Source organism: Lysobacter sp. H21R4, from assembly GCF_015277535.1.
Taxonomy (GTDB): domain Bacteria; phylum Pseudomonadota; class Gammaproteobacteria; order Xanthomonadales; family Xanthomonadaceae; genus Novilysobacter; species Novilysobacter ciconiae.
In genome coordinates, this window is the sequence record NZ_CP063772.1 from 1,601,918 (window position 1) to 1,616,273 (window position 14,356).

At 63.2% G+C, this 14,356-nt stretch carries 11 protein-coding genes; 8 read left to right on the plus strand and 3 right to left on the minus strand.

Annotated features, from left to right (window positions below; all coding sequences use genetic code 11):
- Nucleotides 1–3: 3 nt before the first annotated feature.
- The 8 genes from can to INQ40_RS07345 all read left to right on the plus strand — a co-directional run bounded on the left by can (nucleotide 4) and on the right by INQ40_RS07345 (nucleotide 7,645).
- Nucleotides 4–666: a carbonate dehydratase gene (gene can / locus INQ40_RS07310; protein ID WP_193983378.1), complete on the plus strand. Its 663-nt coding sequence runs from the start codon at nucleotides 4–6 to the stop codon at nucleotides 664–666.
- A 1-nt stretch (nucleotide 667) separates the two neighbouring features.
- Nucleotides 668–1,093, plus strand: coding sequence for a RidA family protein (locus INQ40_RS07315; RefSeq protein ID WP_194339855.1), 426 nt, complete (start codon nucleotides 668–670; stop codon nucleotides 1,091–1,093).
- Between the two features lie 2 nt (nucleotides 1,094–1,095).
- Complete coding sequence (locus INQ40_RS07320) at nucleotides 1,096–1,641, plus strand: 3-hydroxyanthranilate 3,4-dioxygenase (RefSeq protein WP_194339857.1); 546 nt, start codon at nucleotides 1,096–1,098, stop codon at nucleotides 1,639–1,641.
- A 22-nt stretch (nucleotides 1,642–1,663) separates the two neighbouring features.
- Nucleotides 1,664–2,689 (plus strand): amidohydrolase family protein, encoded by a 1,026-nt coding sequence (locus INQ40_RS07325; RefSeq protein WP_194339859.1) that lies wholly within the window; start codon nucleotides 1,664–1,666, stop codon nucleotides 2,687–2,689.
- 44 nt (nucleotides 2,690–2,733) lie between these two features.
- A complete protein-coding gene (gene kynU, locus INQ40_RS07330) occupies nucleotides 2,734–4,008 on the plus strand; it encodes a kynureninase (RefSeq protein WP_194339861.1) in 1,275 nt (424 codons plus the stop codon).
- An 89-nt stretch (nucleotides 4,009–4,097) separates the two neighbouring features.
- Nucleotides 4,098–5,516 carry an NAD(P)/FAD-dependent oxidoreductase gene (locus INQ40_RS07335; RefSeq protein ID WP_228482184.1) on the plus strand — a complete coding sequence of 473 codons (1,419 nt, stop codon included), beginning with the start codon at nucleotides 4,098–4,100 and terminating at the stop codon, nucleotides 5,514–5,516.
- Between the two features lie 3 nt (nucleotides 5,517–5,519).
- Nucleotides 5,520–6,962, plus strand: coding sequence for an exodeoxyribonuclease I (sbcB, locus tag INQ40_RS07340; protein ID WP_194339865.1), 1,443 nt, complete (start codon nucleotides 5,520–5,522; stop codon nucleotides 6,960–6,962).
- Nucleotides 6,959–7,645 (plus strand): DUF2461 domain-containing protein, encoded by a 687-nt coding sequence (locus INQ40_RS07345; protein WP_194339867.1) that lies wholly within the window; start codon nucleotides 6,959–6,961, stop codon nucleotides 7,643–7,645. The genes sbcB and INQ40_RS07345 overlap by 4 nt, the downstream gene beginning before the upstream one ends.
- Before the next feature lie 105 nt (nucleotides 7,646–7,750).
- Here the strand turns inward: INQ40_RS07345 and brxL are convergent, their stop codons facing one another.
- Genes brxL through pglX form a run of 3 tightly spaced genes read right to left on the minus strand, consistent with a single transcriptional unit; the run spans nucleotide 7,751 to nucleotide 14,100 of the window.
- Nucleotides 7,751–9,826 carry a BREX system Lon protease-like protein BrxL gene (brxL, locus tag INQ40_RS07350; protein ID WP_194339869.1) on the minus strand — a complete coding sequence of 692 codons (2,076 nt, stop codon included), beginning with the start codon at nucleotides 9,824–9,826 and terminating at the stop codon, nucleotides 7,751–7,753.
- 10 nt (nucleotides 9,827–9,836) lie between these two features.
- A complete protein-coding gene (gene pglZ / locus INQ40_RS07355; protein WP_194339875.1) occupies nucleotides 9,837–12,344 on the minus strand; it encodes a BREX-1 system phosphatase PglZ type A in 2,508 nt (835 codons plus the stop codon).
- 1 nt (nucleotide 12,345) lies between these two features.
- Complete coding sequence (gene pglX, locus INQ40_RS07360) at nucleotides 12,346–14,100, minus strand: BREX-1 system adenine-specific DNA-methyltransferase PglX (RefSeq protein WP_194339877.1); 1,755 nt, start codon at nucleotides 14,098–14,100, stop codon at nucleotides 12,346–12,348.
- Nucleotides 14,101–14,356: the final 256 nt, after the last annotated feature.

The window sequence follows — 14,356 nt, forward strand, 5'->3', positions numbered from 1 at the left end:
CCGATGAATTCGATCCCCGAACTGCTGCGCAGGAACACCCAATGGGCCGAGCGCATCCGCGCCGAAGACCCGACCTTCTTTGAACGCCTGTCGCGCCAGCAGGCGCCGGAATACCTGTGGATCGGCTGCTCCGACTCGCGCGTGCCCGCCAACCAGATCATCGACGTCGCCCCCGGCGAGGTCTTCGTCCACCGCAACATCGCCAACGTGGTCGTGCAGAGCGATCTCAACTGCCTGTCGGTGATCCAGTTCGCCGTGGACGTGCTCAAGGTCAAGCACATCCTGGTGGTCGGCCATTACGGCTGCGGCGGCGTGCACGCGGCGCTGACCGACCAGCGCGTGGGCCTGTCGGACAACTGGATCCGGCACGTCACCAACGTGGCCGAAACCCATGCCTCCTTCCTCAGCCAGCTGTGCAGCGAGGAGTTGCGGCATGACCGTCTGTGCGAGCTGAACGTGCTGGAGCAGGTCATCAACGTCTGCCATTCCACGGTCGTGCGCGATTGCTGGGAGCGCGGCCAGCCGCTCGCGGTGCACGGGTGGGTCTACACCCTGCGCGACGGCCGGGTGCACGACCTGGGCATCGACATGGACAACCTCGACACCATGCCAGCGCGCCACTCGGCCGCGCTGGCGCGCATCTACGCCGACCGCGAGGACCGCTGAGATGGCGACCGGGGTGCAGGCGGATGCCGCGCCGCGTGCGGTGGGCCATTACCCGCATGCGCGGCGCGTCGGCGAACTGCTGTTCCTGTCCGGCATCGGCCCGCGCAACCCGGTCGACAACTCGGTGCCGGGCAACGTGGTGGACGCCGAAGGCGGGCTGGTCTCGCACGACATCCGCGCCCAGGTGCTGGCGACCTTTGCCAACGTGCGCGCCGTACTCGCCGCCAGCGGCGCGCGCTGGGAGGACCTGGTGGACGTCACCGTCTACCTGACCCGGATGGATTCGGACTTCGCCACCTTCAACGCGATGTGGGCCGAGCATTTTCCGGACGCGGGCAGCGCGCCGTGCCGGACCACGGTGGGCGTTGATGCCCTGCCCACGCCGATAGCCATCGAACTGAAGTGCATCGCTGTCGTGGAGAACTGACCATGCTGCCCAATCCCCTGAACCTGCAGGCCTGGATCGAGGAACACCGCCACCTGCTGAAGCCGCCGGTGGGCAACAAGGTGGTCTACGACGGCGACTTCATCGTCATGGTCGTCGGCGGGCCGAACGTCCGCACCGACTACCACTTCGACGAGGGGCCCGAGTGGTTCTTCCAGATCGAGGGCGAGATGGTCCTGCGCATCCAGGAGGCCAACGCGGACGGGGTGATGGCGCCGCGCGACATCCCGATCCGGGCCGGCGAGATGTTCCTGTTGCCGCCGCGTGTCCCGCACTCCCCGCAGCGCATGCCCGGCTCGATCGGGGTGGTGATCGAGCGCCGCCGGCTGGCGCACGAGGACGACGGCCTGATGTGGTTCTGCGAGCGCTGCAACCACAAGCTCTACGAGGAGTTCTTCCACCTGCAGGACATCGAAATCGACCTGCCGCCGGTGTTCGACCGCTTCTACGCGTCCACCGAACATCGCAGCTGCGGGCAGTGCGGCCACCTCAACCCGGCCCCCGACAAGTACGTGATGCCGGACACCTGAGCCGGGCGGATAGACTGCTCCCATGCTCAAGATCGACACCCACGCCCACTACCTGCCGCAGAACTGGCCCGACCTTGCGCGCAAGTACGGCGACCTGCGGTTTCCGGTGATCCACCACACCGAGGACGGGCGTCACCGGATCTACAAGGACGGCAAGTTCTTCCGCGAAATCTGGTCCAAGACCTGGGACCCGCAGGAGCGCATCGACGACTACGCCAGCTTCGGCGTGCAGGTGCAGGTGCTGAGCACGGTGCCGGTGATGTTCTCCTACTGGGCACGGCCGCATCACGCGCTGGAGCTGCACCAGGCCCTCAACGACCACATGGCGGCGACGTGTCGCGACTACCCGCGCCACTACGCCGGCATCGGCACCGTGCCGCTGCAGTCGCCGCGGCTGGCGGTGCAGGAGCTGGAACGCTGCATGGACCAGCTCGGCCTGCAGGGCGTGCAGATCGGCAGCCATGTGGGCAGGTCGCCTGACGAACACTGGAACCTGGACGCGCCGGAGCTGTTCGAGTTCTTCCAGGCCGCCAGCGAGCTGGGCGCCGCGATCCTGGTGCATCCGTGGGACATGATGGGCACCGCGAGCATGCCCAAATACTGGTTGCCGTGGCTGGTGGGCATGCCCGCCGAGCAGTCGCGCGCCGCCTGCTGCCTCGTGTTCGGCGGCGTGCTGGAGCGGCTGCCGAAGCTGAAGGTCTGCCTGGCCCACGGCGGCGGCAGTTTCCCGTACACCATCGGCCGCATCGAGCACGGCTTCAACATGCGCCCCGATCTGGTCGCCACCGACAACCCGCGCAACCCGCGCGAGTACCTGCGGCGGCTGTATTTCGACTCCTGGGTCGCCGACGATGCCGCGCTGCGCTACCTCCTCGATACCTGCGGCGTCAACCGGGTGATGCTGGGCACCGACTATCCCTTCCCGCTGGGTGAGCAGTCGCCCGGCGCCGGCATCGATGCCCTCGGCTTGGCGGAACAGGAGCAGGAGCGCCTGTACCACGGCACCGCGCTGGAATGGCTGGGCCTGCCGAAGTCGCGTTTCGAATGACCCGCGCTGAGCGCGCGCCCTCACCTGCTGGGATCCACGACCTGATGACCGAACTCCACTCCTCCGAGCACGCGTTGGCCCTTGACGCGGCCGACCCGCTCCCGACGCTGCGCGCGCAGTTCCACATCCCGCAGCACGCGGACGGCGACCAGGCCTACTTCGTTGGCAACTCGCTGGGCCTGCAGCCGCGCGGCGTGCGTGCCCAGGTCGAGGACGTGCTGGACAAGTGGTCGATGGAAGCCGTCGAGGGCCATTTCCGCGGCAACTCGCAGTGGATGCGCTACCACCAGTTGATGCGCGAGCCGCTGGCACGGATCGTCGGCGCGCAGCCCGAGGAGGTGGTCGCGATGAACTCGCTGACCGCGAACCTGCACCTGATGATGGTCAGCTTCTACCGGCCGACCGCCGAGCGCCCGGCGATCCTGATCGAGGCCGGCTCGTTTCCCAGCGATCGCTACGCGGTCGAATCGCAGATTGCCTTCCACGGCTTCGATCCGGCCACCGATCTGATCGAGGTCGCCGCCGACCTGCCCGGTGGGCTGTTCTCGATGGCGGCGATCGAGCAGGCAATCACTGAGCACGGCCATCGGCTGGCGCTGGTGCTGTGGCCGGGTGTGCAGTACCGCACCGGCCAGGCCTTCGACGTCAAAGAGATCACCCGCATCGCCCATGCGCAGGGCGCCCTGTGCGGGGTCGACCTCGCCCACGCGGTCGGCAACATCCCGTTGGAACTGCACGACAGCAAGGTCGATTTCGCGGTGTGGTGCCACTACAAGTACCTCAACAGCGGGCCGGGCGCGGTCGCCGGCTGTTTCGTCCACGAGCGTCATGCGCGCACCAATGCGCCACGTTTTGCCGGCTGGTGGGGCCACGACGCCGCTACGCGTTTCCAGATGCGCCCCGACTTCCAGCCCACGCCGGGTGCGGAAGGCTGGCAGCTGAGCAATCCGCCGATCCTCGGGCTGGCGCCGCTGCGCGCGTCGCTGGACCTGTTCGACCAGGTCGGCATGCCGGCGCTGCGGGAAAAATCGCTGCGCCTGACCGGTTATTTGGAGTCACTGATCCAGCAGCGCCTGTCAGACACCCTGGAGGTGCTGAGCCCCGCCGACCCGGCCGAGCGTGGCTGCCAGTTATCGCTCCGCGTGCGCGGTGGACGCGACGAGGGACGCTCTCTGTTCGACCACCTGGCGGCCAACGGCGTGCTCGGTGACTGGCGCGAGCCCGACGTGATCCGCATCTCCCCCGCCCCGCTCTACAACACCCATCACGACGTCCTGCGTTTCGCCGACGGCGTCGACGCGTGGCGGAAGACCCGCTGACCATGGCCGGACCCATCCCCGCCGGCCCTTCGGCATCGACCGAAGCGCGACCGGTGTCCGGCGATGGCGCCGACGCGCCGCACCTGACCATCGTCGGTGCCGGTCTGGCCGGCGCGCTGTTGGCCATCCTGCTCGCCCAGCGGGGCTGGAGCATCGATGTCTACGAGAAGCGCGGCGACCTGCGCGAGCTCGGCTACGAGCGCGGCCGCTCAATCAACTTGGCGCTCGCAGAACGCGGCCGGCATGCGCTACGCCAAGCCGATGCCGACGATGCGGTAATGGCCAAGACCGTGATGATGCGCGGCCGCATGGTGCATTTTGCCGACGGGCACCTGGACCTGCAGCGCTACGGCCGCGACGACACCGAGGTGATCTGGTCGGTGCACCGCGGCGATCTCAACGAGGCGCTGCTCGACATCGCCGAGCAAGCCGGCGCGCGCATCCACTTCCACCATCGCCTCGACAGCGTCGACTTCGCCGCCCGGATCGCAAAGTTTGGCGATGACCGCGGCGACAGCGTGCGCGAGATCCACTTCGACACCCTGGTCGGTGCCGACGGCGCCGGATCCGCGCTGCGTCAGGCGATGGCCGGCGTGTGCGAGCTGGGCGGGCGCAGCGAATTCCTCGGCCACTCCTACAAGGAACTGGAAATTCCGCCTGGCCCGGACGGCGGCTTCCAGATCGAGCCGCACGCGCTGCATATCTGGCCGCGCGGGCGCTACATGTGCATCGCGCTGCCCAATGACGAGGGCACTTTTACCGTCACCCTGTTTTTGCCGAACCATGGCGCCCCCGACGCTGGCACACTCAACGGCGGCGACGGGGATCACGGCGACACGACCAATGTCACCAAACCCGGCACGCACCCAGCACCCGGCTTCGACACCATCACGACCGGCGCGCAGGCACGGGCGTTCTTCGATCGCGACTTCCCTGACGCATCCCGACTGATCCCGGCGCTCGAGCACGACTTCGACCACAACCCCACCGGCGTCCTCGGCACGCTGTACCTGGACCGCTGGCACCTGGACAACCGCGCGGTGCTGATCGGCGATGCGGCGCACGCGATGGTGCCCTTCCACGGCCAGGGCATGAACTGCGCGTTCGAGGATTGCGTCGCGCTGGCCAACCACCTGCTGCGGACCACCGACCGCGGCGAGGCGTTCGCCGGCTTCCAGGCCGAGCGCCTGCCCAACGCCCGCGCGATCCAGCAGATGGCGCTGGAGAACTACCTGGAGATGCGCGACCACGTCGATGACGACGACTACCTGCTGCAGCGCGAGCTGGGCAACCGGCTGGCCGAGCGCCATCCGCAGCGCTTCCTGCCGCGCTACGCCATGGTGACCTTCACCCACCTGCCCTACGCCGTCGCGCTGGCGCGTGGCGAGACCCAGCACGAGATGCTGGTGGAGCTCACCCGCAACCGCACGTCGTTGGACGGCTTCGACTGGGACGCCGCCGACGCGCTGGTCGAAGCCCGCCTGCCACAACTGCCCGAGGATTACTGAGACGTGGCGGCCAGCTTCCTGTTCTACGACCTGGAAACCTTCGGCTCCGATCCCCGTCGCACGCGCATCGCGCAGTTCGCCGCGATCCGCACCGATGCCGACCTCAACCCGACCGACGAGCCGATCAGCATCTACGTCAAACCCGCCGACGACCTGCTGCCCTCGCCCATCGCCACCCTGATCACCGGGATCACCCCGCAGCACGCGCTGCGCGAAGGCATGGTCGAGCGCGACGCGCTGGCGCTGATCTTTGATGAGATGGCGCGGCCGGAAACCTGCACGCTGGGCTACAACTCGCTGCGTTTCGACGACGAGTTCGTCCGCCACGGCCTGTTCCGCAACTTCTTTGATCCCTACGAGCGCGAATGGCGCGGCGGCAACTCGCGCTGGGACCTGTTGGACGTGATGCGCTTCGCCCACGCCCTGCGACCGGACGGTATCGTCTGGCCCAAGCGCGAGGACGGCGCGACCTCCTTCAAGCTCGAGCACCTGGCCGAGGCCAATGGCGTGCGCGAGGGCGATGCGCACGAGGCACTGTCCGATGTCCGCGCGCTGATCGGCCTGGCACGCAAACTCAAAACTGCGCAGCCGCGCCTGTGGGATTACGCCCTGCGCCTGCGCGACAAGCGCTACGCCGCCAGCCTGCTGGACGTGGTCGCGATGACGCCGGTGCTCAACGTGTCGCAGCGCTTCCCGGCCAGCCGGCTTTGCGCCGCCCCGGTCATCCCGCTCGCCCGCCATCCGTTTATTGACAGCCGGGTCATCGTGTTCGACCTCGGCCAGGACCCCGACAGCCTGCTGACGCTGGACCCGGAACAGATCGCGGCGCGCCTGTACGTGCGTGCCGCCGACCTGCCCGAGGGCGTCGAGCGCGTCGCACTGAAGGAGATCCACCTCAACCGCAGCCCGGCGCTGTCGGCCTGGGATCACCTGCGGCCGGCGGACTTTGAACGGCTCCGGATTGACCGCGAGCTGGCCGAGTCACGGGCCGCGCGCCTGCGCGACGCCGGGCCGGCGCTGGCGGAAAAGATTCGCGCGGTCTTCAGCAACGATCGCGAACATCCGCCCTCCGACGTCGATGCCAGCCTCTACGACGGCTTCCTGGACGGCGCCGACAAGCGCGTGTTTGCGGAGATCCGGACCAGCGACCCGCAGGCACTGGGCGAGCGCGACTTCGGCTTCCGCGATACGCGCCTGCCCGAGTTGCTGTTCCGCTACCGGGCACGCAATTTCCCCGATCACCTGTCAGACCCGGAGCGCGTGCGGTGGGATGACTACCGACGCCGGCGCCTGTTCGATGACGCCGCGCGGCTGGGCGAACAGACCCTGCCGCAGTATTTCGCCCAGATCGACGCCCTGCGCGCCGAACACCACGACCAACCCGAGCGCCTCGCGCTGCTGGACCACCTGCAGCAATGGGGCCAACAGCTGCAGCAATCGCTATGACCGCCTACTTCAGCGATGCCAGCCTGAAGTTCCTGCGCGGACTGGCGCTGCACAACAACAAGCCCTGGTTCAACGAGCACAAGCCGCAGTATGAGGCGCACGTGCGCCAGCCGTTCCTGCGCCTGATCACCGACTTACAACCGGATCTGGCCGCGATCAGCCAGCACTTCCGCGCCGACCCGCGCACCGTCGGCGGCTCGATGTTCCGCATCTACCGCGACGCCCGCTTCTCGCACGACAAATCACCGTACAAAAGCTGGCAGGGCGCGCGCCTGTTCCACGAGCGCCGTCGCGAAGTGGCCGCCCCGTCGTTCTACATCCACCTGCAGCCCGGCGCGAGCTTCGTCGGCGCCGGCCTGTGGCATCCCGAACCCAAAACCCAGCTCCGCATCCGCCACTTCATCCTCGACAACCCCGCCAGCTGGAAAGCCACCGCGCACTCGCCAAAGCTGCGCAAACGCTTCGACTTCGGGCAGGAGAACAAGCTGGTGCGCCCACCGCGTGGATTCCCCGCGGATTTTGAATTCATCGACGACTTGAAGCACCGCAACTGGGTATTCGTGCGGCCGCTGGACGACGCGACGATGACGGGGGCGAAGCTGCGCGAGACGATTGCGGGCGATCTGGTGATGCTGGGGCCGTTTGTGGATTATTTGTGTGCGGGGTTGGATTTGGAGTTTTGATCTCAGTTATCGATCACGTGTGTCTATCCCAAAGCCTAGATTTTAGTAATTATTGCGAACGGCCGCCTTTGGAGGAGTGAGCTTCGTCCGAATACTCCAACCGGATCAGATACGCACGTAAGTCACATTGAATTCCTTGCACTGGCGGTGCTTCTGCAACCGGTTGGCAAAGTTGAAAGCTTCGTTGAGCTCAAAGCGTTGGAATACGTCCAGGCCGCGGCTCAGCACGATCTTCCAGCCGTGGTCGGTGCTGATGTCGCGATCGTGCCGGGTGCCGGTGGTGTCGTATTCCCAGCTGAACTGGATGCCGATCCCGCTGCAGGCGTCGGCGATCTTCTGCAGGTTTTCGGTTTGGCGGTCGCCGTGGAACTCGTCTTCCACCGTGACGACATGCACGCGCACCTCATCCTCTGGTCCTTTCTGCTTGCTGATAGTCTCCAGCAGCTCCATCAGATTACGTAGCTGATGGAATACGCGCAGGTAGGGGTCGGTGACCGTAATTCGGGTGGCACCGGCCAGATAAGGACCAAACAACGCGTCGAACGTCACGCCACGCTGATTCTCCTGGAACGCAATGTGGTGCTCTTTCAGGACGGGTTCGGAGCTGGCCAAGGCCGCGGCGGGTGGCTTAGGGACTTCCGTGGCATCCAACGCATCTAGAGGCTCATCGGTCCCCTCAGCAGCTTCGTGCGTGGTCGACTCCATAGCCAGCTTGCGGTGGTACTGGTTCGGGTACTCGTCTTCCTCAAGCGTGTGAACCGCGCGCTCCTGACCATCCGCTGCGCGGTAGGTAAAGCGCACGTCGGGATAGGTGGAGTCGATGCGCAGCAGTTGGTCCTTGACCCGCTTGCGCCCCTCAATGGCGAAGCGCAGTACATCCTCGATCTCGGCGTCGGTGGCTTCGCCGTGCGGGAAGAGGATCTTCATCAGGCCCGAGAAGGTCTTGTTGATGCCGTCGCGATCGCGGGTGGAGATATCCTCGGACAGGCTGAACAAGCCTTTGTAGCGGTCCGAGAAGTCGTGGCTGCGCAGCGAGCGCAGGATTTCGGCTAGGTAGTCCACCACGAAGCCGTAGCCGCTGGAGAACATCTCGCCGCGGATCACGTCGATCTCCCAGCCCGGGATGTAACTGTGGAGGCGGTCCAGGAATGCCGAGTCGTGGAATTTCTCCGGCAGCGGATCGAACAGGTCCGCGTGTTTGAGCATGTACGGAACGGTGTGCTCGGTATTGCCGACAAACACCATGCTGGCCTCGGCTCCCAGTGTCTCCACGCCGCGCGAGAACGACTTGTTGGCCATGTAGTTCTTCATGATGTCGACCAGCGCCTTGTCCACGCGCTTCTGCCTGCCGGCAAACTCGTCGAAGGCCACGGTGTCCCAGTAGCCCACGAGACCCAGCTTGCCGGTGCCGTTGTGCACGAACAGCTTGGGCACGGTCACTTCACCGCCGGAAATCAGAATTCCGTGCGGTGAGAATTCCGAATACACATGCGACTTGCCGGTGCCCTTGGGCCCCAGCTCGATCAGGTTGTAGTTGCGCTCACAGAACGGAATCAGGCGCACCAGTTGCAGCAGTTTGTTGCGCTTGCCGAACATCTGCGGGTTGAAGCCGACACTCTGGATCAGCAGGTCGATCCATTCGTCGGTGCTGAACTGCTTGCGCGCCGCGAGGTAGCCATCCATGTCAAAGCGGGAAATCTGGATCGGCTTCAGCGACGCCAGCACCCACGGTGACGCAGCCTTGTCTTCGGTGTACTCGTATTCCAGATCGGCGATGCACCACACGCCGCCCACCAGCAGCTTCTGGTGCGCCTTCACCGTGGCCGAATCGATCAGCACCTTCTTGACCCCGAGGTTGGCGAACTCGGCTTCGTACACGTCGTCCTTGTCGTTCAACGACACGCTGATGCGGTCGATGACCTTGTGCCGTCCCTTTTCCTTGATGGTCGAGCGGACCAGGCCCGCTTCGTTGCGGTGCACATAGTGCTTGCGCAGAATCTCGCGCACCGTCTCGATGCCGGTTTCGATGGTCGCTTCGTCGTTGGTGGCGCAGTACTGGCCAAGCAGGTACTCCAGCACGTACGACGGCACGATGGCGTTGCCTTTCACCGCCTTTACCAAGTCCTTGCGCACCACCAGACCGGCAAAGTGTTCGTTGATCTTGTCGTCGAGCTGGCTCATGCGGCTTTACCTAGAAATCAAATTCGCTGGTGAAAGAGCGGCGGATCGTATAGCGCACCGACTTGTACGTGGTGAAATGCGAGGTGCCTTCCACGGGCTCCTCCAACTTCAGCTCGACCTGCTCATTGTTCACCTCATCGGCCTTGCGGCTGAGGATGAGGCGCGCCGGCAATTCGCGTTCGCGCGAGCTCTCGGAGCGGAAGTCGAACACCAGTTCATGCTGATCCGAGATCAACTCGCCACCCTGGGTATACAGGCCCGCACGCAGGCGGCGCGGTTGCAGCTTCTCGGTAACCGCTTCGGTCTGATACAGCAGCACCGCCAATTGTCCGGTAGTGATGGTGCGGCTGCCGGCACCAATCATTTCCACCTCCACCCGCCGCACGTCGCTCTGGCGCTTTTTGGTGATGTGCAACAGCGGAATCACCACCTCCTGCAGGGTCGCGCCGCCATGCACAAAGCGGCTGCCCGATCCCTTCAGACGCAGCCGGTTGATCGACTTGGGGATCTGCACCTGCACCGTGCCCGTCAGGCCCAGCTGCGCCGGGTTGAAGGTCTTGAAGCTGGTGCCCTCCTGCAAGCCATGCCCCAGCACAAAGCGACGATCGCGATAGAGGATCGCCGCGCCCTGGGGCTCATTGCTGAGAAAGTCGCTCTCATGCAGCGCATGGTTCTGGTAAATGAAGCCGTGGTCGGCCGTGATCAGCACGTTGCTGGCGTTGGCATTGATCAGCTTCTTGACCAGTCGCGTCAATTCTTCCAACGTCTCCTGCGCCGCAGCAAAGACACGCTCCTCGGTATCGCGAGTATCGCCAGTCTTGTCGATGAGGTTGTGATAGACGTACACCACCTCGTGGTCGCGCAGCAGCGCACGAGTGTCTTCTCGACCCATGCCGAGCAAATCTTTTGCCAGAACCACGGCTGAGTCGACAACGGTCGCGGCGAGAATCTTGCCGCGATTGGCCGAGCCCTGAGCACTGCGCTCGTCCACCAACACGTCGCCGCTGTCATTTTCGACTAGCTGCAGGCTCTGGTTTGGCAGCAGTGCAGCCATCCCCAGTTGAGTGTAGCTGGGAAGCATCGAAAGCATCGGGTCCAACTCGGCTTCGAACTTATCTTCCTGGCGGATCAGGCTCTGCAGCTCTTCGCCCACCTCAAAGCGGAAGGCATCGGAAATCAGCACGCAGACTTTGGTCCTGCGCTCCAGAAACGGCTGGATGCGGCTGCGGAAAAAGTCACGTTGCAGCAGCACGCCGTCGGCCTGCCATTGCGTGGCGGCATCCACGTGTTGTTGCCAGCGGTCGTTGAGGCGTGTCAGATAATTGTTGCTGTAAAGGTTGTCCATCTGCGCCGCCAGCTCGCCCAACAAGGACGCTTGACCACACTCGCGCAGGTGGTACACAAACTTCCGGTAGTGCTGATCCAGCCGGTACCACTGCTGCGAGTACTTCTGCACACCCTCGGCCAGTGATCCCATCTCCAGTTGGGTAGCATCCAGTAACTGGTTAAAGCGAGCAGCCTGCTCCAGCGCCAGGTACACATCCTTGAAGCGCGCATACCAGTGCCCGTGGCGACGCTGACGGATCCATTGCTCCATGTCGGCGGCCGTCACGGTACGCGCCCTCACGGCACGTACCAGTTCGCTGAGGATCTTCCGGTCGATCAGCTCGAAATAGTCCAAACCCATCAGCTTGCGGTAATCGAACGACTGCAGCTTGTCGTCGATCTGCAACACCTGAGCGCAATCGGCTGACAACATCTCGAAGCCGCGCTCATGCGAACGGCTGTCTTTCCAGCGGTTCAGAAACACCAGCCCTTCGGCCGACAGCCGCGCCTTGTACTCCGGGTCAGTCTCCATCAGGAAGCACGACTTGAACAGCTCGATCACGAAGTCGCGCAAGCCCGGCTGGCTGGACTCGTAGCCATAAGCGCGCTTCATCTGTTCCCACAGAAAGTCGGCCAGACCGCTGCGCTCGATTAACTTGAACCGCGCGTCGTCACCCGCGGCCAGGTCGCCCAGCAACACCTCCAGCACCACATCGAGCCGTGGCTCCACGCCCGCACACACGGCCAGCATCTTGCGCCGCAATTGCGTCTGCGAGTCCGTCGAATCGAGCAGCTTGAGCAACGCGTCGCGACGCTTGGCGGATTCAAAGAATGCCACATGACTTTCCAGCAGCGCGTAGAAGTCGGGCCCCAGTCCCAGCTCAGCCAGCCACAGCGCCACCTGATCCGTACGAAACGTGTGACCGCTGGCCAGTTGCACATCCAGCAGCCAGTTCTTCAGATGTGCGGGTTCGGCACCTTCGCGATAGAGCAGAAAATTCTGCGTTGGCTCCTCTCGCAGCAGGCGATGTTTTACGCCGAACTGGTTGTTGGCCAGCTCGATTTTTTCTACGCCGGGCAAGTCCAGCGCCTCGAACGTGGCGCGAAACTCGCATCGCGTGTCGTACCAGAACACAATGCGCTGTTTGTCGAACAGGTGGGCCAGCGCGTGAGCAATGCGGTCTTGGCTCATCTCAATCGTCGCCCTTGGGCGCGAGGCCGGGGATTTTCTTCAACGCATCACCCAGCTTCAGGTAGTTCACCTTCACGCCGTCATCCAGATCGAGTTCCACCTGTTCGGTGGCCAGCGGGTAGAGCGTGTCGCGCTCATAGTCGTCGAGCTCCAGTTGCTGCCTGCGGATGGTGTCGGCCTCCCTGACAGCCTTGGTCTTCTCGCCTTGACTGGCGGAAGCACTTACCTGCACCTGCTGCAGGTGTTCCAGACGGGCGGCAAGCTTCTTGCGGAAATCACGCAGGTACTGCAGCACCACGCTAACAGTGTCCGGGCGATAGCGGTGCAGGTAGATCAACGCGCTGAACGTGCTCTTGGGGCTGGTGAACAGCCAGTAGATCGGTCGCTTCTTGTAGCGCTTCAAATGGTCGGTGTAGAAATCCTTGAGGAAATACTTGCGCACGTCCTTGCCCAGCGCGTCCTGGATAAATGCCAGATTCTCCGTGTAGTGATCGTCACCAAAGGTCACCCTCAGAAATTGGCGGAAACGCTCGGTCACGTCATCGTGGAACCACTCGCCGTCCAGCAACGGGATCACGTTGTCCTCGTCCGGCATGAAGCGCGGCTCGGGAACCTTGCGCAGGTAGTCGGCCAGCGTCTCGCCCTGGTTTGCCAGCACCAGCCCCGGCCTATCCAAGCTGTAGCGACCGAACATGCAGCCGACGGCGTACGACAGGAACTCGCGCATGGTGTCGGCCAACAGCAGCGCTTCCAGCTCCTCGTCGGTCTTGTCGCCGCCGTAGCGGTAGTGCGGGTTGCAGGTGAGGGTAATTTCCTTGAGCGGGACGTCGGGGGTGAGTTCGTCTTGCAGACCGTAGGCATCAATGAAGACCCGGTTGTTTTCTTCTTCGAGGCGCTGAGTCTCAACTATTATTTCACGCCAATATTCCAGAAGATGGTTATATGAGGCCTTCGCCGCCTCTCCGCAATGTTCAGTCTTTAACAGAGGCATTTCTTCAAAATGCCAAGATAGCTCCGACTCATTCCAATCACTAGTCGAATACCTGATCAAAGTGTCCGCATTGTCGCTTACCAAGGCTTTATTTTCTAGCGAATTGCTAGGAACCCTTAATCTATCGAAATATCCAGAAAGTAAATTGGTTGTCGGATTGATGAAATTCAGCTGCGGTATCGCAATACAGCTATTTGCGGCAGCGAGCGCGAAATTCAAATTCGCCCTGCCCGATGAATATGCGCACAGACTTGCACTTTCAAAGATGCAGCCATGCGGAGTATATCGAAACGATCCTGCTGGCGATGAAATTCGGGTCCAGTTTAAACACTCTCTGAAATAGTAATCACGGGACGGAAGCTTGTTCCCGGACTCAGATAGCATCCGATATGCCGACTCATCATAAGTGATTACGTTCGTCAGATTTCCGTACCATTTGCGGTAGCCGCCCCCCTTTATTAATGGCGCGAACCTTCTCTTGCTATCCCAAAATTCCCTTGGATTTGATGCGGTAAAATTTATAGATGATCTCGATATTTCCCAGTGATACCTAATAAATTTCTCATTGTCTCCAGTTGTTAGGCCGTCACGCGAATTTACAAAGGAGGTGATCTTCTCGCCCTCCGAGAAAAGCTTTATAAATGCGGTCGAAACCCAATAGGCAATGGGAGCCCCCGGGATTTTCAAAATGTCTAATGCTGAGGTGCGAGAAAAAAGCTTCATGTCTGTCGCGCCTTTGTTTGCTCGCTCGCTTTCACAACTCATCGCTGCCACTCCTATGCCGCGGGCTGACCAAGATCTCCGACACCAGCTTGGACAGGACCTGCTGCTCGTGTTCTGTCCTGGAGCAGTGATTAATGCTCATGCCCGTTCCCCACAGGTAACACCTTCCTGTCGTGATGGATCACAAACCCATCCGGCAGCGGCTTGAACGGTCCATCCGGCGACCGATGGCTTGACTGGAACCGTCGAGAGGCCTGAACGTTGATGCCGCCGTTCACACGGGGCAAGTCCCGCCGCC

What these genes read in the sequence shown, in the direction of transcription:
- can (WP_193983378.1), top strand. Translation starts at nt 4, where the DNA reads ATGAATTCGATCCCCGAACTGCTGCGCAGGAACACCCAATGGGCCGAG.
- INQ40_RS07315 (WP_194339855.1), top strand. Translation starts at nt 668, where the DNA reads ATGGCGACCGGGGTGCAGGCGGATGCCGCGCCGCGTGCGGTGGGCCAT.
- INQ40_RS07320 (WP_194339857.1), top strand. Translation starts at nt 1,096, where the DNA reads ATGCTGCCCAATCCCCTGAACCTGCAGGCCTGGATCGAGGAACACCGC.
- INQ40_RS07325 (WP_194339859.1), top strand. Translation starts at nt 1,664, where the DNA reads ATGCTCAAGATCGACACCCACGCCCACTACCTGCCGCAGAACTGGCCC.
- kynU (WP_194339861.1), top strand. Translation starts at nt 2,734, where the DNA reads ATGACCGAACTCCACTCCTCCGAGCACGCGTTGGCCCTTGACGCGGCC.
- INQ40_RS07345 (WP_194339867.1), top strand. Translation starts at nt 6,959, where the DNA reads ATGACCGCCTACTTCAGCGATGCCAGCCTGAAGTTCCTGCGCGGACTG.
- brxL (WP_194339869.1), bottom strand. Translation starts at nt 9,826, where the DNA reads ATGAGCCAGCTCGACGACAAGATCAACGAACACTTTGCCGGTCTGGTG.
- pglZ (WP_194339875.1), bottom strand. Translation starts at nt 12,344, where the DNA reads ATGAGCCAAGACCGCATTGCTCACGCGCTGGCCCACCTGTTCGACAAA.
- pglX (WP_194339877.1), bottom strand. Translation starts at nt 14,100, where the DNA reads ATGAGTTGTGAAAGCGAGCGAGCAAACAAAGGCGCGACAGACATGAAG.